The following is a 23893-nucleotide window of genomic DNA, read 5'->3' on the forward strand; positions in this document are numbered from 1 at the left end:
GCTTTTTTATTTTATGAAAAGAGGGATTTCTATGAAACTTTATACGAAAACAATTTGTCCAAAATGCCTATGGGTAAAATCTGAACTACAACGTGCAGGACTTGAAGCTGAAATTGTTAACATCGATCACGATGAACAAGCAAAGCAAACGATTATTGACGCAGGTTTTTTAAGTGTGCCTGTTTTAGAGATGAATGAAACTTTTATAGGAGATGTTCAGGAAATTGTTTCTCAAATTGAGTTGATTGCCCTATGATTGTTTACGCGAGTCGTACAGGTAATGTCCGAAATGTTGTATCCAAATTAAAGGCAGAATGTATCGAGCTCTCGGAGGAATTGCGATTGAACAAGCCCTATCTTTTAATTACCTACACAGATGGTTTAGGTGACATTCCAGCAAAGGTACAACGTTTCTTAGAAAAAAACAGGGATTTTTGTAAAGGAGTAGTTGCCAGTGGTAATAGTAACTTCGGTCATCATGTATTTGGCGCTGCTGGTGAGAAAATCGCTGCTACCTATCATGTACCCTTAGTAAGGAAATTAGATTTACGAGGTAATCAAACGGATTACGAAGCAATACAAACGTTTTATGAAACGAGGGTAATAAGATGAAAACCTATTTAAAGCTTAATAATGACGTACTGAATCGTTATAGTACAACTGGATTACTTGAGTTAGAAAAGGACCGCGAAGCTACGCGCCGCTACTTTTTAGAGTATGTTAACGTACGTTTGCGTTATTTTATAGATATTGAGGAAAAAATTCGCTATTTAGTTGATGAGGGCTACTATGAGAAAGCATTTATCGATATGTACGAGATGGAATTTATTAAGAAGCTGTACAAGAAAGCCTATGATTATAATTTCCGCTTCCCATCCTTTATGAGCGCAAGCAAATTTTATGATAGCTATGCTATGAAAAGTCGTGACGGGGAAGAGATCTTAGAAAAGTATGAGGATCGTATTGTCATTATTGCTTTGTATTTGGCTCAAGGAAACACGGCTCTAGCAGAACGCTCTGTCGAAGCAATGATGGAAGCCTACCAGCCAGCAACACCAACTGCTTTAAATAGTGGTAAGAAAGCACGTGGTGAATTAGTTAGCTGCTTTAAATTATCAATGGATGACTCCATGAACAGTATTGCTGAAAATATTGGCTATTGTTTAGAGCTATCACGCCTTGGTGGTGGAGTAGGGGTCAACTTAACAGATTTACGCCCTTTAGGTGATCCAATTAAAGAGATATTAAATCGTGCAAGTGGTGTCATCCCAGTAGCAAAACTGTTAGAAAATTCTTTCAGTTATTCGAATCAGCTAGGGCAACGAAATGGCTCAGGCGTTGTTTATCTAAATATTTTCCATGCAGACATAGAAAATTTCATATCATCAAAAAAACCAAATGCTGACGATAAAATTCGCCTCGCAACTCTTTCAACAGGGATTATTATACCTAGTATTTTCTTCGAACTGATGAAACGTGATAAGGATATCGTCTTGTTTAGCCCATACGATATTTTTAAAGAATACGGTAAACGTATGTCTGAGATTTCCATTTCAGACATGTACTACGAGCTACTTGATAACCCAAAAATTCGTAAAATTAAACGTTTAAATGCACGGAAGCTTTACACAGAGGTGAAAAAAGCACAATTTGAATCAGGCTATCCGTTTGAAATCTTTGATGATAATGTCAATAAGGTACATCCTTTAAAAAATATTGGACGTGTCAAAATGTCCAATCTATGTACAGAAATTCTGCAAGTGCAAGAGACAAGTATCATTACGGATCAGGATCAACCAAATGACTATGGATTAGATGTATCGTGTAACTTAGGTTCCATCGATATCCATGCAGCAAGTAAAGTGAAGGATTTCGGCGCATTAGTCGATACAGCGATGCACCTACTAACAAATGTATCGCAAATGACGCATATTAAAAATGTACCGTCTGTTGCAAAAGCCAATCAATTAATGCATTCTGTAGGGCTTGGCTGTATGAACCTCCATGGGCATCTGGTGACGGAGGGCATCCTGTACGGCTCAAGAGAGTCGATTGATTTCATGGATCACTTTATGGAAGCGATGAACTATTATTCACTGAAATCTTCGATGGAAATGGCAAAAGAAAAAGCTGCAACCTTCTATCGATTCGAGGACAGTGATTATGCATCTGGTAGCTATTTTGACCAATATATCAATAAAGCTGAAGAAGAATTGTCACCTGTTGTATTGAAGGCGCTTGGCAATATTCCAATCATCACAAACAAGATGTGGGAAACGTTAAAGCAAGATGTGATGCAATACGGGCTATTCCATTCCTATCGTTTGGCTATTGCCCCAACTGGTAGTATTTCATATATTCGTAGCTGTACGGCTTCAATCGCTCCATGTACAGAGCGCGTAGAGGTTCGTGATTATGCCGATAGTAGAACCATTTATCCAATGCCTCATTTAACAAATGACAATAGTCATTTATATGTGGAGGCGTATGATGTGAATCCGTATGATTTAATTGATTTATATGCAGCTTCTCAAAAGCACGTTGACCAAGGTATTTCCATGACGCTTTATGTAACAGACAATTGGACAACCGAACAATTGGCTAAAGTATACATTTATGCGTGGATAAAGGGCATTAAGTCCGTTTACTATGTTCGTCAACGATTACAAAGCTTAGAGGAGTGTGTAGCATGTCAAATATAATTTATGAGGCAGTCAATTGGAATAAAGCAACAAGTGAACTTGCCCAAATATTTTGGGACCAGCAATGGAAGCAAATTTGGTTTCCAGAAGAAATTGCGGTCAGTAAAGATATTAAACAATGGAAAAGCTTTGAGCATCAGGACACATATAAAAAAGTATTTGCAGGATTAACCTTACTGGATACTGTACAAACAAATATCGGAATGAATCGTGTTGCCGCTTATACAGATGATTTACAGGAGAAGGCTGTGCTAACCGTTTTTGATGCATTCGAGGCGATACATGCCAAGTCCTATTCTTATATTTTCACAACGCTTTGTACAAACGAAGAAATCGATGAGCTATTTGAATGGGTCAAGAAAAATGAATTTCTACAGTATAAGGCCAATAAAATCGCAGATATTTATAATAGTATTGAAGAAGGCAATCCAGAGAGCCTATGGAAAGCGATGTTCTCATCCGTTATGCTTGAATCTTTCCTGTTTTATTCTGGCTTTTTCTATCCACTATACTTAGGGGGACAAGGCTTCCTACGAAACAGTGCCGAGATTATTTCACTTATCTTGCGTGATGAGTCTATCCATGGGGTAGCAGTTGGATTTTTTGCTCAAAATCTATTCAAGCAATTTTCAAAGGAAAAGCAAGAAGAGCTACATTTGTGGGGCTATGAGCTATTATTAGATTTATATCAAAATGAAATGAAGTATACAGATGATATTTATGCGGAAACAGGATTATCACCTGAAGTGCGAGCCTATGTACGTTATAATGCTAATAAAGCATTAATGAATGTCGGCTTTGAAGCCATGTTCCCAGAAGAAGAAGTCAATCCAATTGTGATGAATGGTATTCGTAATGAAGGCTCCACATATGATTTCTTTTCACAAAAGGGTGCTACCTATGCCAAGGCAAAAGTTGCGCCGATCACAGATGACACATTCAATTTTAATCGTTAAGGATGAAGAACAATGAATCTAGAAGTAAAAATTAAAAAAGTTCACGCTGATGCCATGCTACCGATACAAGCCAACCCTGGTGATGCAGGCATGGATCTCTATTCCATAGAAGCAGTAGAAATCCCAGCAGGCGTAGCCAAACTCATTAAGACAGGTATACAGATTGAATTACCTAAAGGAACGGAAGCCCAAATTCGACCAAGAAGTGGACTAGCATTAAAGCATAGTGTAACCGTACTGAATAGCCCAGGCACTATAGATGAAGGCTATAGAGGCGAAATCGGTGTTATTTTAATCAACCATGGTCAAGAACCATTTATCGTAGAAAAATCAATGCGCATTGCTCAAATGGTTATACAATTTGTTCCTTCTATTCAATTAGTGGAAGTAGATGAATTATCTCAAACAGAGCGCGGAACTTCTGGATTTGGCGCAAGTGGTACGAAATAGCGTGTGTATATAAACCTCATAAAGTTTACTTAAAAATCCTGCGAAGATGCAGGATTTTTTTGTTACCGTTGCTAATAACAGAAGGAAATAATAGGGTTCATATGGAATGAAGTAATGATAGCGAATTAAAGGAGCTAATAATCATGAAAAAAATATGTTCAGGTATTTTCCTTATGTTGATTGTCCTTCTTACATCTATCACAACTGCTGCAGCAGCTAGTAGTCAACTAAAAGTGGACGGTATGACAGTACAAACGGATGTGAAGCCCGAAATAAAAAACAATCGAACAATGGTACCTTTACGCGTGATTAGTGAAAATTTAGGGGCTAAAGTTCATTGGTCGGATGGCCAAGTGATACTGACCCAAAGTGAGATGAAAGTCAGTTTAAAGTTGAACAGTAGTAAAGCCACAGTAAATGGAAAAACGGTATTATTGGATGCAAAGCCATACCTAAAGAATGGACGCACCATTGTACCATTACGTTTTCTAGCAGAAACTCTTGGCTGTAAAGTTCATTACGATCATTTAACGATCTCAATCGATACAGAGCCATTGATGATGAAGGGGGTGGAAGTGAAAGCATTCCTTCATGAATACCACATGACAATGGGCGGAGTAGTCGAGCAAATCAATGGCAATGCCTATATGGAAGAAATGCACCGTATATTTACTAAAAATATGGGCAAGAAGATAAAACAGCCTAACGACTACACATGGTCTGTCCATAGCACCGTAATTGGGGGCTATTATAAAATGGGCCAATATGATTTCCTGAACAAGGAAGGTAGTAGCATAGCACGTTATGATCTCTATTCGTTGGTGCAATCTTCAGATAAACCTTTGACTGGACAGCCAGACGTGTTGATTTATGATGCCACTGTTGACCAATGGTATGAGTTTAACAAAACTGCCAGTGACGCTATTTATTCGTTAATGGAAACTGCCACGAGAAATGGCTTTGTGACAGTTATTAGTAATACAGTTCCATGATGATGAATCCATTAAAAACGCAATAGAGAGCACATCTATGAATAAGATGTGCTCTTCTTATTTTAGTGAGGATAAAAAATGCTAATCATTTTTATTTAGAAAAGTACTAGGCATGACTACAAGAACTACTGTTCCACGAGCACAAAGCGTATCCTGCGCGTAAACTTCAGTTTCTACTTTCCATTTCTTCGGATGAATTTCTTCAACAGTGCCAATTGCCTTTAAGGGAACATCTTGGGGTGTTGGCTTTAGGAAATCTACATGAAGGTTAGCCGTTACAAATCGAGGTGGCTCCGCTCCATCACCAATTTCATGTCCATTTTTACGATGCAAGGCAAGCGCTGCCGACCCTGTTCCATGGCAATCAATTAATGAAGCAATTAAACCACCATAGATAAATCCTGGAATACCCATATATTTTGATTCAGGTGTATAGATTGTAATCGTCTTTTCACCATGCCACCCTGTGCGAAGATGATGACCATCATCATTCAAACGACCACAGCCATAACACCAAGCGATATCATCTGGATAAATATCTTGAATTGCTTTTTCTACTTTTAATTCTTCCATTTTTCTCTCCCCAATACTCTAGTATTATATGTTTCTCATCGAACGTTAATCATTTAAGTATAATTAATCATTGCCATTCCATCAATAAAAATCTAAATATTCCATCTATTTAAACTAAGTAAAAAAGCACTACCATAAAGTTGGACAAGTTTTATAAATGACAGATGGAGAGGGCTGGTATCAGGAAGAAGGAAAAGCTGCATAGCTTGTAAAATGCTGGCATGGTGCAACAAAAGAAAGATGGTATACTAAGATCGTTACATTTTTCTTTTACCGTGCTGAAGAAGGAATTAAAGGAGTCAAAAGGGATGTCATTAGAAAAGATAATCGATTGTATTTGCAAGGAAGCAACCAATAAAGACAGAAAAAAATTAGAAGAATTATTAGAACAATTGTACGATTATGAAAGTGCTAAAATACTTGATATTTACCCTTATCAGATACAAAGTAATGAAAAATATAGTCAAGTTGAAGTATTCTTCGATAAATTAGAGATGGTCGATTTCCAACAAAAAACGCAGGATTATCATACGTATCAAAAAAGTCTAGAAAAATTCGAGAGATTTTTTGAATTGATGTGGTTAAAATCATCTGAATTTTATGCATTTTATTATTTACCAGATCCTTTAGATATGGATCAAATGTATTATAAAGTCTACAAGAATGAATGGAATAAAATTATACCTAAAGATCGTACAGAAGGCATTTTATTAAACATTGATGAATACACAATGTTAATTTCACTAATAAAATTAGCTGTTTCGGACCATCTCCCTTTACATTTTATTTTACCTGAGGAGAATATTGTATTTAATGGGAATGGCTTAGCCTTTTTAATTTACAGCCAACATAATCTTGAGCTATTAGAAAAGGTTGCTAATACGGAGGGGCTCTATATCCGTTGAAAAAGTGAGAGAACATTTCCCGCTACATGGAGCCAGATAAATATGAAACATACCCTAAAAAAATAGCAACCATCTGTGTTGTGTACAGATCGTTGCTACTGTTATATGAAATCATTTATTTTGCTCTCGATAATTTATGGCCTCTTTAAATTCATCGGTAGCTAGGATATTGTAAAACATATTTCTACTGTTTACGTTTGCTATTGTCCCCGTGACTGTATTGTCTATCCATAGGTAGTATTCATCATCGTTTAGTTTGATCTTATACTGCGGAGCAATTTCGTTATCGACCTCACCGAATTCTCTAGCTTTTTTAAATGTTTTTTCTATAATTTGAATATCTTTCGCATCGGAGATTTGTTGTAAAGTATCGGGCTGCACTTCATCGAAATTAATTAATTCTTGAATTTCTATCACCTTTGCTGTTTCTTTCTGATCGTTACAAGCAACTAACGCTAAGGAACAAATCATGAACAACAAAATTGTTTTTATTTTCACCTTGTCTTCACCTCTTTTTGTTCAATCTAGTATATTCCCTTATGAACATTTCTTCAAACTGCAAAACCCTCGAAGTATTTACATATTCTAACAGTCTAAAAAAGTTTAACCATAGCATAAAAACTTATCTGAGAGCTTTCCCCTTGAATGGAATTTATAGTATGCTGATTAAAAGGGAGGAGAGGGATTTTATGGTTAAACAATTGATTGTTGGGGATACAACACAGGAATTGGCTTCTACTCGTCGCATGCTGGAACGCTTGCCCGACGAGCATATGACATGGAGGCCACATGAGAAATCAATGACACTAGGAGGTCTGGCCACGCACCTAATCAATCTGCTAAACTGGCAAATGGCTATTTTACAGTACTTAGACTTTGATCTTTCCACCGTTCCGTTGCGACGAGAGGCATTAGAAAAGCGAGCTGACATTCTGGATGAGTTCGATACAAACGTAAGAAAACTGGAAATGATGCTTACTGAATGTGATGAGAAAACGCTCGGAGAGGAATGGACACTACGTCATGGTGACCATATTATTCGCCAAGAGCCTCGAGCAATTGCGTTCCGCACCTTCGGATTAAGCCACATGGTCCATCATCGGGCGCAGCTTGGGGTATACTTGCGACTTCTCGATATTCCAATACCAGGCATCTACGGCCCCTCTGCAGACGAAGAAGCCTAGTAAACTACTTCCATGAATCGCTATTTAGAAAGGTATGAGGTGTTCGATTGACTAAGATAATGACGAAAACAGAACGATTAATTATTCGATTAATGGAAGAGGGAGATTACTCTTCTTGGCTTACGCAATATGAAAATCGTTTACCTTCCCAGCATAAATACGATGAAGGTAAATTAGATATGAGCATCTGTACGAAAGAATGGTTTCGTGATTTAGTTACTAAGCATCATCAGATGGCTGAGGATGATAAGGTGTATGTATTTGGCGTATTTAGAAAAACAGATAATACGCATATTGGGTTTGTAGACTTTTCCACAATTATGAGGGAAGAATTTCAATGGGCTAGGTTCGGGTATACCATTCATAACCATTTTTGGAGAAAAGGTTATGGTAAAGAGGCTGTAAAGGCAGCGATTGATCTAGCATTTGAAAAATTAAATTATCATCGAATAGAAGCTCATATAAACCTCGACAATACGGCATCTATAAAATTAGCAGAAAATGTTGGGATGCTTTATGAATGCACGAGGAAAGGATTCATATACGAGGACAACAAGTGGACTGATCAGCTGGTTTATTTTATAAATGCAGAAGACATTTAAAAGGGAGGAGCTGTATGTACGACATGGAGAACTCTTTAGAAGTGCAAAAGAAAGAGGATATAAAAATTTCAATAGTCATACCAGCCCATAATGAAGAAAAATACATTGGAAAATGCTTAGAATCTATTTTAAAGGCTTCCAAATCCTTTGAAAATCAAGTAGAGATTATTGTTGTTTTAAATCGCTGTACAGATCGAACAGAGGAAATTGCCAAATCGTATAATTGTATCCTCCTAAAAAATAGCGATAAGAACCTTTCGAAGATTAGGAACGCTGGCGTTGATATAGCAAGAGGGGAAATCATCGTCACAATTGATGCCGATACACAGATGAACGAACATGTGTTATCGAAGGCAGTGGAGAACTTAAGCACAGGTAAGTACATTGGCGGGGGCGTTACAGGAAAGTTTGAAAGAATGTCCTTAGGAATTTTTGTTTCAGCTTTGTTATTAATCGGACCACTATTTTTAAAATATGGTGCAATTTCTGTAGGCATCTTTTGGTGCTACAAAAAAGATTTTCAAGCAATTAATGGATTTAATGAAAATATGCTCATGGCAGAAGATGCCGATTTTGCTAAACGATTAAAAGATTGGGGAAAAAAGAACGGAAAAAAATACGGAACAATTCAAAATGGAATGATCACTTCAAGCAGAAAATTTGATAAGCATGGAGACTGGGTTTTACTTAAACGTCCTAAAATGATCCTAGCATACCTTAAAGGTACAGATCAGAAACATGCGAATGAAGCATATTATGAAAATGAAGATCGATAAAAAGAAACCGTAACGTTAATCTTACAATGATTAACGTTTTTTTGTTACGATGCAATCATTCTAGCTATATTAAAGAAAAGAATTGAATAATTTTTTATAATAAATTATTCTTTATTACATCAATATTGATGATTCATTTTAGCGAAAGGATGGGGATTGATATAGCTGACGTCAATGTGTCAAACCCTAACAATCAGAATGATGAATAACTTTGAAGATTTAATAGAAAAAGAGTATGCCAATATAGCAGGCATCGCTATTAGAAAAGATAATCATTTAATTTACGAAAAATATTTTGATGGATACACCCAAGATGATGCTTTGCATATAGCATCTGTCACTAAAAGTATCATCTCGATTCTTATTGGAATGGCAATTGATAAAGGATATATGAAAAATATAGAACAGCATGTGTTAGATTTTTTTCCAAATTATACAGTGAAACGTGGCGAAAAAACCATTCAAAACATCACCATAGCAAATTTGTTGTCAATGACAGCACCCTATAAATACAAGTCAGAGCCTTATACGAAAGTATATTCAAGTGATGACTGGGTAAAAGCTGCATTGGATTTGCTAGGAGGCAAAGGTAGTATGGGGGTGTTTAACTATTCTACCGTTGGCACACATATTTTATCAGGTGTTCTTACAACTGCCACTGGTCAATCTGTTCTTGATTTCGCTACTGAAAACTTGTTTAAACCTCTTGCAATCAAAGCACCCACAAATACAACTATACAAAATAAAGAAGACTATTTCGCTTTTCTGAAGAATAAATATGTCACTGGCTGGATAGTAGATCCTAAGGAAATAAGCACCGCTGGTTGGGGACTTACGTTAACGCCACGGGATATGGCCAAAATAGGTCAGCTCTATTTAAATGGGGGTGTATGGAACGGTCGCCAAATTCTTTCTTCTCAATGGATAGAGGACAGCACTAAAGTACAAAGTCGATCAGGAAAGCTAACCTATGGTTATTTGTGGTGGATACTTGATGATTGCTATGCAGCTTTGGGGGATGGTGGAAATGTAATATTCATAAATCCTCAAAAGAAGATGGTCATTTCGATTACTTCGCGCTTTATGCCTCGTGCCAAGGATCGTGTTGAATTGATTCGAAAACATATGATGCCATTGTTTGAATAACAGCTAGGGATAATAAAAACTCCATTTTGATCAGCATCAATCAAAATGGCGTTTTTATATTGATGAAGGGTATTAATGAATCAATTTTGCAAATCATCTTTAATGGGCATAAAAGCATCTCCTTTATTGACTACAAAATAACACAAGTGAAAAATTACAAGCCATCCAAAACAGTTTTGGGATCCGTTCAACTTTGTTCAAAATGACATTTTTAGCAGTAAAATCATTAAATCATCGCTTTTTTGATCAAAATTTTTTTAAACTAACAAAAATACTTGCAACACCCATTTTAGTACTGTATAGTTCTAATTATGACAAAAGTAAAATTAATGAATCAAAAACGTGTGATTGAAGTAGCTGCAACATTATTTTTAGAAAAAGGATTTGCTTATACAAGCATGGATGAATTAGTTCGTGTAAGCAAAGTTTCAAAGTCTAATGTGTATTATCACTTCTCTAATAAGGAAGAATTGTTGGAAGGGGTCGTTGATTATTGGATTGAAATGTATCAATCTGCAATAGAGGACTTACTATCTCAAAACCAATTATTAGTTGAAGATCGTATCCAATTGTTTTTAAAGCAAATATCACAAGGAGTTCAGACCAGAGAATATAAGGGGAGCTGTCCATTTATTACGCTTTATATTCAAAGTCCTACAAATGCCACAAAAGTAAAAGAAAAAATAGGTCTTTTTTTTAAAGGCTTACAAACGAAAGTTTCTCTATTCCTTAAACAAGGGGTAGAGAATGGTGAATTTAGAAAGACAATAAATATTGACGAGGTTGCATCTCTTTTTATTACAAATCTTGAAGGAGCGCTATTTATTTCAGAAACACTGGAGGATGCAACTGTAATCATGAAAACAGCAGATCATTTGTTTAACTTGCTTCGATAAAAGAAGCATTTTTTTTACATCAAATTAGTACTACATAGTACTACTAGGAGGATTTTTATGAGAACAGTATTTTTAACGGGTGGAACAGGTTTTATTGGAAAGCAATTAGTGAATGAATTAGTCAAAGAGGATGTGAACATTCTTCTTTTAGTGAGGTCGAAAAGTAAAGCAACACACATTTTTCAGGAAAGAGGCATCTTAAAAGAGGAAAATATGCACTTTATTGAAGGTGATTTAACGAAAATAGACTTAGGTCTAAGTGCTGAAGATAAGGAGTTGGTATTGAAAACGGATGTGATGATTCACGCAGGAGGCTCCATGGATATTCAAGCGACAAACCAAGAGGCAACTTCTGTATTTTTGAATGGCGCCAAACATATTAGTGAATTCGCTAAAAGTATTCATCAATTGAAGGGCTTGCAGCAATTTATTCATGTTGTAGGTTATATGAGTCCATTTGATGATAATAATAGCAAGGTTGCGATAGATGTATTTAAAGAAGGAAACAAATTTTTAAAAATAAAAAATCCATATGAGAAAACAAAATTTTTAGCAGATCTTTATATCCGTCAACAGGCATCAGCAGTAGGTTATCCGCTGTCTGTCATTAATCCGCCAACTGTGGTTGGGAGTAGTAAAACAGGGAGTACAGAGCAGATAGCAGGATTAGGTTTGCTTGTGACAAGTATGCGAAGAGGGCTCATGCCAGTGATTCCTGGAGGTAAGGGATATAGGTTGCCACTGATTTCAAACGATGAGTTTGCGAAGTTTATTGTGCAGGTTTTCAAATTGGAGCAGCCGGCTATTCAAACATATACACTTGTTGATGACAAAGAGAACGATCCGAACATTGCTGAATTACTAAGTGTTATGTCGGAAAGTATGAATATGAGGGCACCAAAAATCTCTGTTCCAATGCCGCTTATGAAAACAATAATGAAAAGTGGAGTAAGTAAAATAACAAACATTCCTTCTGATGGACTGAATTTTATCACAAAACGAACATTTTCAAATGGTTCGGTGAAAAACATGAGGGGGGGAGATTGGTTTAAGAAGATGAGTGTCATGAACTTTTTCCCTGCCGTAGTAGCTGATCTGGATTATCGATTGATGTATCAAAATGGAAAGCATCATCATTTATTTGAGCGAACATTATGCGATAACAATACCCTTTACCAATTACAAGGAGAGGGGAAACCGTTTATATTATTACATGGTTTATTGAGTGATGGAGAGGATTTATTTCCTTTAGGAAAAGAGCTTCATGAAAAAACAGGCCGTCCTGTATGGATCATGGACCTTCCTGGTTTGGGACGTTCTCCTTTTAAACGAGAGAAAAATCTTTTAAATATCTATTTGAATGTAGTAAAAAAGTTATTGGAGAAAGCTACTAACGGTGCCCATCTAATTGGTCATTCATTTGGTGCGTATATTCTTTTGGAAGCATTAGTACAAAAGTACATAGATAAGAAGTATACAATTACTTTACTTCAGCCACCTGTTGCCAAAAAAAATGCTAAATCAATAAATGTTCCTCAATTTATAAACAAATGGACATTGAAATTCGCAACTACTAATTTGATAGAGCGTTATTTATTAAGTAATGGTTTATTTGAAAATATGGAGAGCATCCCTGAACATTATATTCAAAAAATAAGTAAAAGTTTTACTTCTCCTAGAATTTTAAACACTACCGTTCAGCTTAACAGTTTACTATCGAAAAACGTTCAAGGTGATTTCAATGAAGTAACAAAGTATAATCTTCACATTATTTGGGGGGATTCTGATAGAGGCTACTCTGCTCCTAAGCATCTGGGTAAGGTTGATTTTGTTCCATATGGTCATCATTTTCCTCTTAACCATCCGAGTGAAACGGCTAATTTGGTCATAAAAAAAAGTAATGAATTTGCAAAAGAAGCTGAGATCTTGCTTCGGTAAAACTACTATTTAGTGTCCTTTCTACAGGTAGCAGTGAAAATTACTGATATATTACAGCCGAAAAAGTATACACCTAACCAGTTGTCGAAATTTATTTGACGACTGGTTATTTAGTATTGTTCTTCAGAAGAAATTATAATGAACTTCCATGTTGTTTATTATAAGTAGTTGAAGTTATAGGTAAACTCAAATGTAATCAAAATTATGCTGTTAATTAAATTTTTCAAGTAAGTTGAAAGAGTTGGTGTTACTGCGTTGGAAATTTATGTCAAAGATATGCTTAAAATCTTACCTAGATCCAAAGTTTTTCATCTACTTCAAGAGCTGTTACTAGAAGATGAATTGCTTTACATTGAGTGAACGCTTGAAAAGCGCTTTGGTAGACCTCAAGTGAAAATAAAATATGCACAAACGACGAAATGAATATGAAATTGAAGGGAATTTTAGGAACTGCATAAATTTTTATGCAGTTTTTTCTTTACTTTCAAATAATTATTTTGTAAGATAAAGCCAACTTCAAAAGTGGCCAGACCACTTTTGAATTCATTCAGTAAGAGACGCCATCATCTGAAGGTGGTGGATTTTGTTTCTTTTATAGTAGGTATCCAAACACCTATTGAATGAAGATAAAGCCTTTGGATGCATTGTTTATCTGTGCGAAAGGAAAGCGACAGCGATCATTATGCCAAGGCGAATAGATTGACCGAGGAGTTGATCGTATGGATAAAAAAACCGAACAAAAGAAAGTGTTTTTAGATATCGTCCAACAATTACGACAACTTATTAAAATAGAAAAAATACAGGCTGGTGAAAAGTTACCCTCCGAAAGAGTCCTTTCAGAACGTTTAGGTGTCGGGCGATCCTCTGAGAGAGAGGCATTGCGAAGTTTAGAATTGTTAGGTCTTATTGACAAGAGACATGGAGGAGGTACATTCCTAGCTTCAACACAAAAGCATCAGTTCGTAGAAATATTGTGGTTGTTTATATTAGAAGATGAAAAATCAAAAAAGGATGTCGAATTAACGCGACAAATTCATGAAAAGGAAGCCATTCGCATTATAAGTTGTACAGATACTATGCGAGCACTACCAGTGTAGGACAGTGTTTTTGTAAAGCTAGAGATAGAAAGTACGATTAATTGTCGGGATGTTTTACGAGAAATAATCATTACGTCAGGAAATCGTCTTTCACTAAAGGTCTGGTTTCAGTTAGCAGTTTATGAGGGTGACAGTTTAAATCGAAACTCAACAAAAGTAGCAAAATTAATTATTCAAACGATGTTGAAATCGATGCAACTTGGCTATGAAAAAGAAGTATTAAAAGCTTACGAACAGTGGATGAATGCTGAACAATTCATTTAGACAACATAGGGGGAGTCAAACATGGCAATACGTAACCTATTTAGTAAAAAGAAAGAGGACGGACAGGAAAAGGGATTTCCAGAAGGACTTATGACAAAATGTCCAGAGTGCCGTCACATTCAGTTAACAAAGGAATTAGAAAAAAATCATAAAGTGTGTACAAATTGCGACCATCATTTCAAAATGACTGCACAGGAGCGCGTAGCTTATTTATTAGATGAAGGTTCATTTGTTTCAATGGACGATCATTTACAAACAAGTAATCCACTCAATTTCCCTGATTATGTAGAAAAAATTTCAGTGGCTAAACAACAAACAGGATTAAGCGAAGCTGTACTGACTGGGGTAGGTACTCTTGATGGAGAAGAAATTGTTGTAGCCATTATGGATTCTCATTTCCGTATGGGCTCAATGGGCTCCGTTGTAGGAGAAAAAATCACACGTGCCGTTGAAAAAGCTATTGAATTACGTGTACCGGTTATTATCTTTACTGCTAGTGGTGGAGCGCGCATGCAAGAAGGTATTCTATCATTAATGCAAATGGTAAAAACGAGTGTGGCATTAAAACGTCATAGTGAAGAAGGACTATTATTTATTTCGATCATGACGCACCCTACATACGGTGGCGTTTCAGCAAGCTTTGCTTCTGTTGGAGATATTAATATTGCAGAACCGCAAGCATTGATTGGCTTTGCTGGTCGCCGTGTAATCGAAGAAACATTAAGAGAAAAATTACCAAATGATTTCCAAAAGTCAGAGTTTTTACTAGCGCATGGTCAGCTTGATGCAATTTTCCATCGGAAAGATTTACGAAACCAAGTAGCAATGCTTGTAAAAATGCATACAAAAGGCGGTGTGCAACATGTCTAAAAATTTAGCTTTTGAAGAACCAGTAGTACAATTACGAGAAAAAATTGATGAATTAAAAACGATTGCTACAAAGGCAGATGTTGACATGACAGGCGAAATCGAAAAGCTTGAAACACGTCTAACACAGCTAGAACAATCTATTTATGCCAATATGAAGCCCTGGGATCGTGTACAGGTTGCTAGACATCCAGAACGACCAACAACTTTACAATATAATATATAGAAGCGATGTGTGAAAACTTTATTGAGTTACATGGAGATCGTAAATTTGGCGATGATGCAGCTATTCTTGGAGGAATTGCTCTCTTTGAAGGTCAGCCCGTAACAATTGTTGGACATCAGCGCGGAAAATCAACTAAAGAAAATATTCGACGAAATTTTGGTATGCCACACCCTGAAGGATATCGTAAAGCATTACGCTTAATGAAGCAGGCTGAGAAATTTAAGCGCCCAATTATTTGTTTTATTGATACAAAAGGAGCCTATCCAGGTAAGGCAGCCGAGGAACGCGGCCAAAGTGAAGCCATTGCTAGAACTCTCTCTGAAATGGCGATTCTAACAGTACCAGTTATTAGTATTGTTATTGGGGAAGGCGGAAGTGGCGGTGCAATTGCATTAGGCGTAGCTAATCGAGTCTTTATGTTAGAGAACTCAACGTATTCGGTTATCTCGCCTGAAGGGGCTGCATCGATCTTATGGCGAGATGGTAGCCTAGGGAAGCAAGCTGCAGAAGCAATGCGGATAACAGCACCTGACTTAAAAGAGCTTGACGTTATTGATGGAATAATCCCTGAAATAACGGGTGGAGCACACCGCAATGTTGCGAAGCAAGCATTTAATATAAAAAAGTGTATAAGCGTCACACTAAAAGCATTGAATTCTTTAAATGGCGAACAATTACTTGACGATCGCTATGAGAAATTTAGAAAGATGGGACAATATACAGAAGCTTAAATTTATTTTTAGTTTTTTGGACATGTAAATTTGTTCGTAAAGAGATAAAAAATCAACGTTTGCAACAAACTTTTAATCAAACTTTATTCCAAACCAACATAAGCTAATATCGATTCTATTTAGAAAATCGTGAATTAAAGACTAAAATATACAAAAGTTAATTATAATAATTCGATATTAAAATAATCGTTTTTTATCAATCATGTTTTCATGGGTTATTTTTATTTTTATAGTTAAAACATTTGAGTGTCTATGAGGAATAAAAAAGGAAGACATCAAAATCTAAACTTATTTGACAATTAAGTAAAGTTTAGATTTTGATGTCTATGTACATCCATTTTGTCTCACTATTATTAGTATACTTTTCAATGAAACATAACTTCCTATAATTTATATTATGTAAACTAAAATTATTTGGCGTGGAGGAGAGCCTTGATTCATCGACTACCTATAATATCTGTACTTGTATATGGACAAGAACTTTTAGACAAATTGGACAAGAACCTTTAGACAATGCCGCAAACCTGCCTTCTTTGCTCGAGGATTATAAAGAATTCTTATTATTTGGACAAGAACTTTTAGACACTTTATTTTATTTGAGGACAAGAACTTTTAGACATTTTATTTTTATGATTAGTTGATAAGATGAAAATGTTCATGGATAAGAATCTACAGGCATTTTAGATAGGAATGTCTGGACATATTTTAAAACCCTTTTTGTAAAAGAATGTCCAGACAATCATATTTTTCAGTGTAATTTAATAATAAAGTTTCAGTAAAAATAGGCCCGTTCACATTTGAATGAAATTTGCTCCGAGTAAAAACCTTTAATAAACTAGATACTAGTGTTTTTTCATAACATTAAATATAAATAATTAGTAAAATTAATCACTTCTTTTTTCCATTATGATGGTATCATGCCACTTTCCATGTAACTGAGCAATTTTTTCTCGAGTTCCAACAACTCTAAATCCCATCTTTTTATGTAATTGAATACTTGATGTATTGATGGCAAAGATAGATGATTGGAGTGTCCAAAATCCTGCCTTTTCACTCTCTTCAATTAGTACTTTGAAAAGCTCTGAAGCTATGCCCTTCCCTTTATGATCACTCGATATATAAACACTAACTTCTCCAACTCCAGAATAAACAGCACGTGTAGAAACCGGTGAAATGCCAATCCAACCAACCACTTTATTGTGGTTTTCTGCTACAAAACGCAATGTTGAATGATGTCCTTCATCCCACACTTGTTCACTTGGTACTTCCGTTTGAAAAGTTGCCATCCCAGTTTCGATTCCTTCTTTATAAATCTTTAATATCTCTTGTAAATCCTTATTTTCCATTTTACGAATAATAAGATTGTCCATTCCATTTCCCCCTTGAATATTTTAAAAGGACTGCTAGCTTTCGCTAACAGTCAAATTATTAACAACATGTATTTGATTGATTAACCAGATTAATACTACATACCCCTGTTTCTGGTAATTCCAATTCCACACGTTTTGACGCTTCTATATCTCCGGATAAATAGGCTGTTATAGAACGAACTTGTTCATAACCTGTGGCCATTAAGAATGTAGGTGCGCGTCCATAACTTTTTGCACCGACAATGTAGAAGTTCTTTTCTGGTTGTCGTAGTATTTCTTCTCCATGCGCTCTTACTGTGCCACAACTATGCTCATTAGGATCAATTAGTGGCGCCAATGCTTGCACACTTTCTGTTGCTGTATCAATAGATAAACGCAGTTCATTGTTCATGGTAAAATCAGGTCGATTTCCTGCATTTACGATAAGTTCATCGAATCCTGTAAGTACTTTTTGTTCTCCATTTATAGTACCTACAATATGGATATTTTCTTCTTTTTTCACCTGTGAAATATAGAAAGGTGTTACTACCTCAATCTTTCCTGTATCTACTAATTCATGGATGCGAATACCGAGTGCGCCGCGTGCTGCAAACGCATCTTTTTCCTCACCTCCATAGGCTTCTTCTACAGATCTTTTACGCATAATCCACACAAGCTTTGTTGAAGGATTATCTTTTTGTAACTCAGCTAAAGTTAATAAAGTATTGATCGCTGAATGACCACCACCAATGACAGCAACCTTCTTATTTGCATATCTCTTAGGATTCGTATTTATATCTGGAATACCATACTCAATGTAATCTGCTAATGCTTTCTCATTTTTCAGCCATACACCTGTAGAATTTGCTGGGTTTGGATTTCCCCATGTTCCTGTTGCATCAATAACTGCTTTTGCCTCAATAATATCGATGTCATCCTCTTTTTCAACATAAATATTAAAGGACTGATTGAATCGATTTTTTGATTTCATTTTATCATTTAATTGTCGTGAAATACCTACTACTTTTGAGTTCAATCGGATACTTGGTTTTATTTGTTTTAATTCTGCCAAGGGTTTTAAATAAAGATCAATTAACTCATGCCCGGTAGGTATTGTTTCTAAGTTAGGTTCTACCCAATCAGACCCCTCTAATAATGATTTAGCAGCTTTATTGATGTTATATCGCCATGGTGAAAATAATGTAACATGCCCCCAGGTACGAATATTGTGTGCTATTTCATGCCCAGCCTCAAGTAAAATAAATGCTTGCTTTTGTTCCACTAAATGAGCAGCTGTAGCTAATCCAATGGGACCTGCACCAATTATGACAATCGGTAAATTCTTCTTGGAGTTCTTAACACTCTCCTGTACTTCAATATCCTTAGTAGTACAACAAGATCCATTTTGGTTGATTACTTTTAGTGTTTTCATCATTAACTTCTCCTCTTTTTTTCTTTATATAAGCATTCACTTATATAAAATGCATTTTTTACGCCTAGCACTTGGCTAGACGTTTATACTGTGCATGTGTAATTAACACATTTCAATTTCAATTTCTTTTATAGCCTTTTCAAATTGCAACCAAGTAGAAGTGCCGTAATGATCTCTATCTCCTTTAAAAAAGAAATCAAATGCAAACTTTTTAGCTTGATTCAATGTGTATTCTCTACTTTTCATAATTAACATTAAATAAGCGATAAAATAATTTTTAGTCAATACGCTAGCATGGTTAACTGTCATTACTGTATCCTCCATTCAACGGATTGAATAATTGCTACGACAGACAGTATATTTAGGATCACTCGTTAGCAAGATGTTGGTGAGTATCCAACTAATACTAAACCTAGTTCACCATTCTCTTCTTCTGCATGGATCGTAACATCTGTTAATTGCGGTGCAATATCAGGATGAATTGCGACTTCGATACCTTCAATTGTTTGAATTGCATCTTCTTCTGCTGGTGCTTCTAAGCCTACACCTAAATTAACCCCACAGCAGCCTGCAATACCAAAGAAACGAAGTGTTTTAACCTCTGAATCAGCTAATACCTGTTCTAAATAATTTTTACCTTCTGGACTCATTTTCATTTGATTTTCTCTCCTTTTAATTCATGTAAGCCTTGTGTTCCAACCGGTGGCGTTTTTACCCATGGAATGGCTACGAATTGATTATTGCTGATAGATTTTACTTCTTTTAGCCATTTTGTTTCGGCTTGTTGTTTTTGTCTTAATGTTGGACTTGTTGTTTTGATAGATGAAAATGTCTGATTGACAACCCACCAATCAACAGATAATCCAGCACGGTGTAAGTCTTCTTGTAAGCGCGTAGCTTCATAAACAGGTGTTGCTTCAGGAAGAGTTACGATGGCTACACTCGTATAGGAAGCATCACGTAACCTTGGTAACAGGTTTGAAACAGCAGGGGGAATATCTCCCTGTGAACGGCTTATTTCGTGGTGATAAGCTTCTGTTGCGTCTAGTAAAAGCAACGTATGCCCTGTTGGTGCGGTATCAATAATAATGACTTCATCTTGGTGATTTTCTACAACGTTAGCAAATGCTCTGAATACAGCTATTTCCTCTGTACAAGGAGAAGCCAAATCCTCTTTCACAAATGCTAAACCTTCCTCATTCATCGTTTCACTTGCCTTTGCAAGCACTTCTGCTTCATAGTTTGCCACTTCTGCTTCATAGTTTGCCACTTCTGCTTTTGGATCAATACGACTGATCGTTAAATTATTAACGTTGTCATCTCCGAATGTCCAATCGAGGTGTGCGGCGGGATCTGTTGTAGTTAAATGTACATGAGTACCCTCTTCTGCTAATCGTAATGCAATATAAGAAGCCACAGTTGTTTTTCCAACCCCACCTTTACCCATCGTAAAAATGAGTTTCGGTTTACGTTCTAAATAATCTGCAATCATTTCTTCTATCTCAGGAATCTTAGTTTCTTCATTTGATTCATCTTCATGTATAACTTCTTGGTCAGTCATCCATGCTTGCATACGCTCAATACTTGATAATGAGTACGGTACAAAAGGTAAGTAGAAATGCTCAAATTGATTTAGTTCTTCAGGAATTCTTGCTATTGCATCAGCTTGACGTGCAATGAAAGCCTCTTCGATATCATCAGTAGAATTGGCATTGCTCATATATCCATTAATTAGTAGAGTCTGATTTTGAATGCCTATTTCAAATAATTCGTGAGAAGCACGTGCAGCTTCCTTTAAAGGATTTTCTTCTGGGCGTGTCACTAACATTAACGTTGTTTGATTAGCATTCTTTAAACGTTCAACTGCCTCTTTATAGACTTCACGTTGTGGTTCTAGCCCTTTTAAAGGACCTAAACATGAAGTGCCAGTCGTGTTATCGTCTAGAAACGTAGACCATGCAGAAGGCAACTGTAATAATCGTAACGTATTCCCTGTAGGGGCTGTATCAAACACGACAGTGTCAAAATTTCCAATCACTGAAGTATCAGTCAATAGTGATGCAAATTCATTAAAGGCAGCAATTTCTACTGTGCAAGCACCAGAAAGTTGTTCCTCCATATTTTGTAATACCACTTCAGGTAGTTTTCCACGGTACGGACCAACCATTTGCTCTTTGTAATGCTGTGCTGCCTGTTCAGGGTCCAAATTGATCGCAAATAAATTGTCTATGCCTTCAATTTTTGTCGGACTATTAGAAAGCGTTTGGCCAAAAATATCTTGTAAGTTGGATGCGGGGTCTGTACTAATTAAAAGTACCTTTTTCCCTTCCTTTGCAATGGCTATTGATAGGCTACAAGCAACCGATGTTTTTCCAACGCCCCCTTTCCCCGTAAAAAACAGGAATGGGGTGTCTGGGAAATGACTTCTTGTAAAGCGTTCCATCTTACGCATCTCCTTTTAGTGACAAGCGTACTTTTGGCTTTTGAAGTAATTCGTCTTCGGAAAGTCCTGACCACTGTGAAAATTGTTCATTTGTTGGATAGATCCCTTTGCAAAGTAATTCTCCATCCACAAACGTTGCAGGCAAGGCATCCATTCCTTCTGACATTAATAGTTGATTGATTGCTTCGTTTTCTACAAAGGCATTTGGTTCATTTGTTAGATTAAAACGTTCAGCTTCTATGTTTGTTTTCTTTAAATTATTCATAATAAATGACATACGCAATAATTCTGGGTCTATAGAGGGTCCACATAAGCCTGTAGAACAGCACATTGCTGGCTCATAGATATGAATTTTTTTCAATTTATTTCAGCTCCTCAGCTACAAATTGTTCAATGCGTTTACCAATTGCATCACGAACATTTTGGAATACAGCCCACTTCTCTTCATCCGTACCTGTCGCTTTCGCTGGATCCTCAAATCCCCAATGCTCACGACGAACATGAGGAGGTGTCATTGGGCATTTATCAGCTGCATCCCCACATAACGTGACTACTAACGTGGCGTTATATAATGTCTCCATATTAATTAAATCGGATGTATGATTTGAAATATCAATTCCTACCTCTGCCATCGCTTTAATTGCATTCTGATTTACCCCGTGTGCTTCAATACCAGCACTTTTAACTGTCCAATTGGTTGGTAGTAGCTTTTTTCCCCATCCTTCAGCCATCTGACTTCGACATGAGTTACCTGTACATAAGAAATAAAGTGTATTTGTCATAGTAATTGCTCCTTATAATTTAATGGTTTTAAAGTATTTTTTCTGCCAACGTAGGGCAACCCATACAAGTCCGATGAGAACAGGTACTTCTACAAGTGGACCAATAACAGCAGCGAATGCCACGCCACTGTGAAGACCAAACACGCCAACTGCTACCGCAATCGCCAGCTCAAAATTGTTACTTGCAGCTGTAAAAGAAAGGGCTGCTGTGACAGGATAAGATGCACCTACTTTACGGGAAGAGAAGAATGACACAGCAAACATAATGACAAAGTAAATAAATAATGGGATTGCAATTCGTACCACATCAAGTGGCAGTTCTACTAATTGCTCACCCTTTAAGGCAAACATCATCACTATCGTAAATAACAGGGCAATTAAAGTAAGTGGTGAAATTTTTGGCAAGAATTTTTCCTCATACCACTGTTTCCCTTTTGTTTTAATGCCTATCCATCGTGTGAGGAACCCTGCAGCAAATGGTATCCCTAAGTAAATTAGAACGCTCTTAGTAATTTCCCACATGGAAATAGAAACACTAAAATTCTCTAAGCCAAACCAACCAGGTAATACATTTAAGAAAAAGTAAGCAAAAATTGAATACGTCACGATTTGAAAGATGGAGTTAAACGCAACTAAACCAGCTACATATTCACGGTCTCCACGCGCTAAATCATTCCATACAATGACCATTGCAATACATCGAGCTAAACCAATCATAATGAGTCCTGCCATATATTCAGGGTAATCATGCAGGAAGATGATGGCTAAAAAGAACATTAAGAACGGTCCGAGTAACCAGTTTTGAAAAAGCGATAGTAAAAGCACTTTCCAATCCTTAAAGACCCGCCACATTTCCTCATATTTTACTTTCGCTAATGGTGGATACATCATGACAATTAACCCGATTGCAATTGGTATGGACGTTGTGCCAATAGACATGGACTCTAACGCTTCACCAACATTAGGCATGGTGATACTTAATACAACACCTATTCCCATCGCAACGAATATCCAAAGGGTAAGGTAACGATCTAGAAAAGAAAGCTGTTTTGTTAAAGATTCATTACTCATTTATATTTCCCCCTACATGGCAGCAATCTGTGCCACAGTTGCACCCGTTTAAAGGCTGAATTTGTTCTAAAATGCCCTTCATCAGTGGCGTTTGATCCTCTATTAAACGGTAATGTTTCCAAGTCCCTACTTTTCGTTCCGTAATAATGCCTGCCTCCTTTAATTTTCGCAGATGTTGACTAACGGCTGGTTGTGAAATTCCTAACACATCCACAAAATCACATACACATACCTCCCCATTTTTCATACATGCAAGTAATTTAATGCGATTTAAATCAGCTGCTGCTTTTAATTGTTTTTCAATTAGTGTGTTTTCCATTTAGCTGCACTCCTTATATAATCATTTGCTTATATATTAATTTAAATAAAGTCACCTTGTTAAGGAAAGGTGACTTAATCCGTATATAACTATATTCTTATATTATGATTTAATGTTTTGAATTGCAACAGAAATTTGCCCAATTTGAAAATTTCTTTTTTCAACTCCCTTAAAAACATACATAAGAATTTT

The 23893-nt window shown here is 36.3% G+C and carries 26 protein-coding genes and 1 pseudogene; 16 read left to right on the plus strand and 11 right to left on the minus strand.

All coding sequences use genetic code 11. The annotated features are described in order from the left end of the window. Positions 1–31: 31 nt before the first annotated feature. The 6 genes from JIN86_RS13840 (at position 32) to JIN86_RS13865 (ending at position 5100) form a co-directional block, all read left to right on the plus strand. Entirely contained in the window at positions 32–256 is a 225-nt protein-coding gene (locus JIN86_RS13840) for a glutaredoxin family protein (protein WP_004229925.1), read from the plus strand. After that, on the plus strand, positions 253–612 hold the full coding sequence (gene nrdI / locus JIN86_RS13845; protein ID WP_202342203.1) for a class Ib ribonucleoside-diphosphate reductase assembly flavoprotein NrdI: 360 nt from the start codon (positions 253–255) through the stop codon (positions 610–612). The genes JIN86_RS13840 and nrdI overlap by 4 nt, the downstream gene beginning before the upstream one ends. Next, positions 609–2702 carry a class 1b ribonucleoside-diphosphate reductase subunit alpha gene (gene nrdE, locus JIN86_RS13850; RefSeq protein ID WP_202342204.1) on the plus strand — a complete coding sequence of 698 codons (2094 nt, stop codon included), beginning with the start codon at positions 609–611 and terminating at the stop codon, positions 2700–2702. Before nrdI ends, nrdE begins: the two co-directional genes overlap by 4 nt. Further along, entirely contained in the window at positions 2690–3658 is a 969-nt protein-coding gene (gene nrdF, locus JIN86_RS13855) for a class 1b ribonucleoside-diphosphate reductase subunit beta (protein ID WP_004229921.1), read from the plus strand. The genes nrdE and nrdF overlap by 13 nt, the downstream gene beginning before the upstream one ends. A 12-nt stretch (positions 3659–3670) precedes the next feature. Beyond that, positions 3671–4108 (plus strand): dUTP diphosphatase, encoded by a 438-nt coding sequence (dut, locus tag JIN86_RS13860; RefSeq protein WP_202342205.1) that lies wholly within the window; start codon positions 3671–3673, stop codon positions 4106–4108. A gap of 143 nt (positions 4109–4251) precedes the next feature. After that, positions 4252–5100, plus strand: coding sequence for a stalk domain-containing protein (locus JIN86_RS13865; protein WP_202342206.1), 849 nt, complete (start codon positions 4252–4254; stop codon positions 5098–5100). 81 nt (positions 5101–5181) lie between these two features. On the opposite strand, the gene JIN86_RS13870 is transcribed toward JIN86_RS13865, so the two are convergent. Then, the gene (locus tag JIN86_RS13870; RefSeq protein ID WP_202342207.1) at positions 5182–5673 is read right to left on the minus strand and encodes a PaaI family thioesterase; all 492 of its coding nucleotides are present in this window, start codon (positions 5671–5673) and stop codon (positions 5182–5184) included. Positions 5674–5981: 308 nt separating this feature from the next. Between JIN86_RS13870 and JIN86_RS13875 the strand changes: the two genes are divergently transcribed. After that, positions 5982–6578, plus strand: coding sequence for a hypothetical protein (locus JIN86_RS13875; RefSeq protein ID WP_202342208.1), 597 nt, complete (start codon positions 5982–5984; stop codon positions 6576–6578). Between the two features lie 111 nt (positions 6579–6689). Here JIN86_RS13875 and JIN86_RS13880 read toward each other — a convergent pair whose 3' ends face one another. After that, on the minus strand, positions 6690–7076 hold the full coding sequence (locus JIN86_RS13880; RefSeq protein WP_004229908.1) for a hypothetical protein: 387 nt from the start codon (positions 7074–7076) through the stop codon (positions 6690–6692). 191 nt (positions 7077–7267) lie between these two features. On the opposite strand from JIN86_RS13880, the gene JIN86_RS13885 reads away from it, so the two are divergent. The 9 genes and pseudogenes from JIN86_RS13885 to JIN86_RS13925 all read left to right on the plus strand — a co-directional run bounded on the left by JIN86_RS13885 (position 7268) and on the right by JIN86_RS13925 (position 16305). Then, positions 7268–7762 carry a DinB family protein gene (locus tag JIN86_RS13885; RefSeq protein WP_202342209.1) on the plus strand — a complete coding sequence of 165 codons (495 nt, stop codon included), beginning with the start codon at positions 7268–7270 and terminating at the stop codon, positions 7760–7762. 47 nt (positions 7763–7809) lie between these two features. Then, a complete protein-coding gene (locus JIN86_RS13890) occupies positions 7810–8364 on the plus strand; it encodes a GNAT family N-acetyltransferase (protein ID WP_016991743.1) in 555 nt (184 codons plus the stop codon). A gap of 14 nt (positions 8365–8378) precedes the next feature. Next, positions 8379–9140, plus strand: coding sequence for a glycosyltransferase (locus JIN86_RS13895; protein ID WP_004229896.1), 762 nt, complete (start codon positions 8379–8381; stop codon positions 9138–9140). Positions 9141–9341: 201 nt separating this feature from the next. After that, positions 9342–10286, plus strand: a complete 945-nt coding sequence (locus JIN86_RS13900; protein WP_237497279.1) for a serine hydrolase domain-containing protein — start codon at positions 9342–9344, stop codon at positions 10284–10286. A 329-nt stretch (positions 10287–10615) separates the two neighbouring features. Next, positions 10616–11182, plus strand: coding sequence for a TetR/AcrR family transcriptional regulator (locus JIN86_RS13905; RefSeq protein WP_131520400.1), 567 nt, complete (start codon positions 10616–10618; stop codon positions 11180–11182). A 57-nt stretch (positions 11183–11239) separates the two neighbouring features. Continuing rightward, positions 11240–13120: an alpha/beta fold hydrolase gene (locus tag JIN86_RS13910; RefSeq protein WP_202342211.1), complete on the plus strand. Its 1881-nt coding sequence runs from the start codon at positions 11240–11242 to the stop codon at positions 13118–13120. 719 nt (positions 13121–13839) lie between these two features. Further along, positions 13840–14217 (plus strand): FadR/GntR family transcriptional regulator, encoded by a 378-nt coding sequence (locus JIN86_RS23610; RefSeq protein WP_237497280.1) that lies wholly within the window; start codon positions 13840–13842, stop codon positions 14215–14217. 285 nt (positions 14218–14502) lie between these two features. Continuing rightward, a complete protein-coding gene (gene accD / locus JIN86_RS13920) occupies positions 14503–15351 on the plus strand; it encodes an acetyl-CoA carboxylase, carboxyltransferase subunit beta (RefSeq protein ID WP_202342212.1) in 849 nt (282 codons plus the stop codon). After that, positions 15344–16305 (plus strand): annotated as a pseudogene (locus JIN86_RS13925) (acetyl-CoA carboxylase carboxyltransferase subunit alpha). Before accD ends, JIN86_RS13925 begins: the two are co-directional and overlap by 8 nt. Before the next feature lie 884 nt (positions 16306–17189). On the opposite strand, the gene JIN86_RS13930 reads toward JIN86_RS13925, so the two are convergent. The 9 genes from JIN86_RS13930 to JIN86_RS13970 form a co-directional block, all read right to left on the minus strand. Further along, positions 17190–17675 (minus strand): GNAT family N-acetyltransferase, encoded by a 486-nt coding sequence (locus JIN86_RS13930; RefSeq protein ID WP_202342213.1) that lies wholly within the window; start codon positions 17673–17675, stop codon positions 17190–17192. Positions 17676–17733: 58 nt separating this feature from the next. Next, positions 17734–19086 (minus strand): NAD(P)-binding domain-containing protein, encoded by a 1353-nt coding sequence (locus JIN86_RS13935; protein WP_202342244.1) that lies wholly within the window; start codon positions 19084–19086, stop codon positions 17734–17736. A 102-nt stretch (positions 19087–19188) separates the two neighbouring features. Beyond that, on the minus strand, positions 19189–19395 hold the full coding sequence (locus JIN86_RS13940; protein WP_004230360.1) for a hypothetical protein: 207 nt from the start codon (positions 19393–19395) through the stop codon (positions 19189–19191). Positions 19396–19460: 65 nt separating this feature from the next. Continuing rightward, positions 19461–19742 carry a Fe-S cluster assembly protein HesB gene (locus JIN86_RS13945; RefSeq protein WP_036124835.1) on the minus strand — a complete coding sequence of 94 codons (282 nt, stop codon included), beginning with the start codon at positions 19740–19742 and terminating at the stop codon, positions 19461–19463. Beyond that, on the minus strand, positions 19739–21529 hold the full coding sequence (gene arsA, locus JIN86_RS13950; RefSeq protein WP_202342214.1) for an arsenical pump-driving ATPase: 1791 nt from the start codon (positions 21527–21529) through the stop codon (positions 19739–19741). The genes JIN86_RS13945 and arsA overlap by 4 nt, the downstream gene beginning before the upstream one ends. Before the next feature lies 1 nt (position 21530). Further along, positions 21531–21890: an arsenite efflux transporter metallochaperone ArsD gene (arsD, locus tag JIN86_RS13955; RefSeq protein WP_089932857.1), complete on the minus strand. Its 360-nt coding sequence runs from the start codon at positions 21888–21890 to the stop codon at positions 21531–21533. A 1-nt stretch (position 21891) separates the two neighbouring features. Then, entirely contained in the window at positions 21892–22311 is a 420-nt protein-coding gene (arsC, locus tag JIN86_RS13960; protein ID WP_202342215.1) for an arsenate reductase (thioredoxin), read from the minus strand. Positions 22312–22323: 12 nt separating this feature from the next. Continuing rightward, a complete protein-coding gene (gene arsB / locus JIN86_RS13965) occupies positions 22324–23382 on the minus strand; it encodes an ACR3 family arsenite efflux transporter (RefSeq protein ID WP_202342216.1) in 1059 nt (352 codons plus the stop codon). Continuing rightward, entirely contained in the window at positions 23375–23701 is a 327-nt protein-coding gene (locus JIN86_RS13970; RefSeq protein WP_202342217.1) for an ArsR/SmtB family transcription factor, read from the minus strand. The genes arsB and JIN86_RS13970 overlap by 8 nt, the downstream gene beginning before the upstream one ends. Between the last annotated feature and the right edge of the window lie 192 nt (positions 23702–23893).

The organism is Lysinibacillus sp. HST-98 (assembly GCF_016757845.1).
Taxonomy (GTDB): Bacteria; Bacillota; Bacilli; order Bacillales_A; family Planococcaceae; genus Lysinibacillus; species Lysinibacillus capsici.

What these genes read in the sequence shown, in the direction of transcription:
- JIN86_RS13840 (WP_004229925.1), top strand. Translation starts at nt 32, where the DNA reads ATGAAACTTTATACGAAAACAATTTGTCCAAAATGCCTATGGGTAAAA.
- nrdI (WP_202342203.1), top strand. Translation starts at nt 253, where the DNA reads ATGATTGTTTACGCGAGTCGTACAGGTAATGTCCGAAATGTTGTATCC.
- nrdE (WP_202342204.1), top strand. Translation starts at nt 609, where the DNA reads ATGAAAACCTATTTAAAGCTTAATAATGACGTACTGAATCGTTATAGT.
- nrdF (WP_004229921.1), top strand. Translation starts at nt 2,690, where the DNA reads ATGTCAAATATAATTTATGAGGCAGTCAATTGGAATAAAGCAACAAGT.
- dut (WP_202342205.1), top strand. Translation starts at nt 3,671, where the DNA reads ATGAATCTAGAAGTAAAAATTAAAAAAGTTCACGCTGATGCCATGCTA.
- JIN86_RS13865 (WP_202342206.1), top strand. Translation starts at nt 4,252, where the DNA reads ATGAAAAAAATATGTTCAGGTATTTTCCTTATGTTGATTGTCCTTCTT.
- JIN86_RS13870 (WP_202342207.1), bottom strand. Translation starts at nt 5,673, where the DNA reads ATGGAAGAATTAAAAGTAGAAAAAGCAATTCAAGATATTTATCCAGAT.
- JIN86_RS13875 (WP_202342208.1), top strand. Translation starts at nt 5,982, where the DNA reads ATGTCATTAGAAAAGATAATCGATTGTATTTGCAAGGAAGCAACCAAT.
- JIN86_RS13885 (WP_202342209.1), top strand. Translation starts at nt 7,268, where the DNA reads ATGGTTAAACAATTGATTGTTGGGGATACAACACAGGAATTGGCTTCT.
- JIN86_RS13895 (WP_004229896.1), top strand. Translation starts at nt 8,379, where the DNA reads ATGTACGACATGGAGAACTCTTTAGAAGTGCAAAAGAAAGAGGATATA.
- JIN86_RS13900 (WP_237497279.1), top strand. Translation starts at nt 9,342, where the DNA reads ATGAATAACTTTGAAGATTTAATAGAAAAAGAGTATGCCAATATAGCA.
- JIN86_RS13905 (WP_131520400.1), top strand. Translation starts at nt 10,616, where the DNA reads ATGAATCAAAAACGTGTGATTGAAGTAGCTGCAACATTATTTTTAGAA.
- JIN86_RS13910 (WP_202342211.1), top strand. Translation starts at nt 11,240, where the DNA reads ATGAGAACAGTATTTTTAACGGGTGGAACAGGTTTTATTGGAAAGCAA.
- JIN86_RS23610 (WP_237497280.1), top strand. Translation starts at nt 13,840, where the DNA reads ATGGATAAAAAAACCGAACAAAAGAAAGTGTTTTTAGATATCGTCCAA.
- accD (WP_202342212.1), top strand. Translation starts at nt 14,503, where the DNA reads ATGGCAATACGTAACCTATTTAGTAAAAAGAAAGAGGACGGACAGGAA.
- JIN86_RS13930 (WP_202342213.1), bottom strand. Translation starts at nt 17,675, where the DNA reads ATGGACAATCTTATTATTCGTAAAATGGAAAATAAGGATTTACAAGAG.
- JIN86_RS13935 (WP_202342244.1), bottom strand. Translation starts at nt 19,086, where the DNA reads ATGAAAACACTAAAAGTAATCAACCAAAATGGATCTTGTTGTACTACT.
- JIN86_RS13940 (WP_004230360.1), bottom strand. Translation starts at nt 19,395, where the DNA reads ATGACAGTTAACCATGCTAGCGTATTGACTAAAAATTATTTTATCGCT.
- JIN86_RS13945 (WP_036124835.1), bottom strand. Translation starts at nt 19,742, where the DNA reads ATGAAAATGAGTCCAGAAGGTAAAAATTATTTAGAACAGGTATTAGCT.
- arsA (WP_202342214.1), bottom strand. Translation starts at nt 21,529, where the DNA reads ATGGAACGCTTTACAAGAAGTCATTTCCCAGACACCCCATTCCTGTTT.
- arsC (WP_202342215.1), bottom strand. Translation starts at nt 22,311, where the DNA reads ATGACAAATACACTTTATTTCTTATGTACAGGTAACTCATGTCGAAGT.
- arsB (WP_202342216.1), bottom strand. Translation starts at nt 23,382, where the DNA reads ATGAGTAATGAATCTTTAACAAAACAGCTTTCTTTTCTAGATCGTTAC.
- JIN86_RS13970 (WP_202342217.1), bottom strand. Translation starts at nt 23,701, where the DNA reads ATGGAAAACACACTAATTGAAAAACAATTAAAAGCAGCAGCTGATTTA.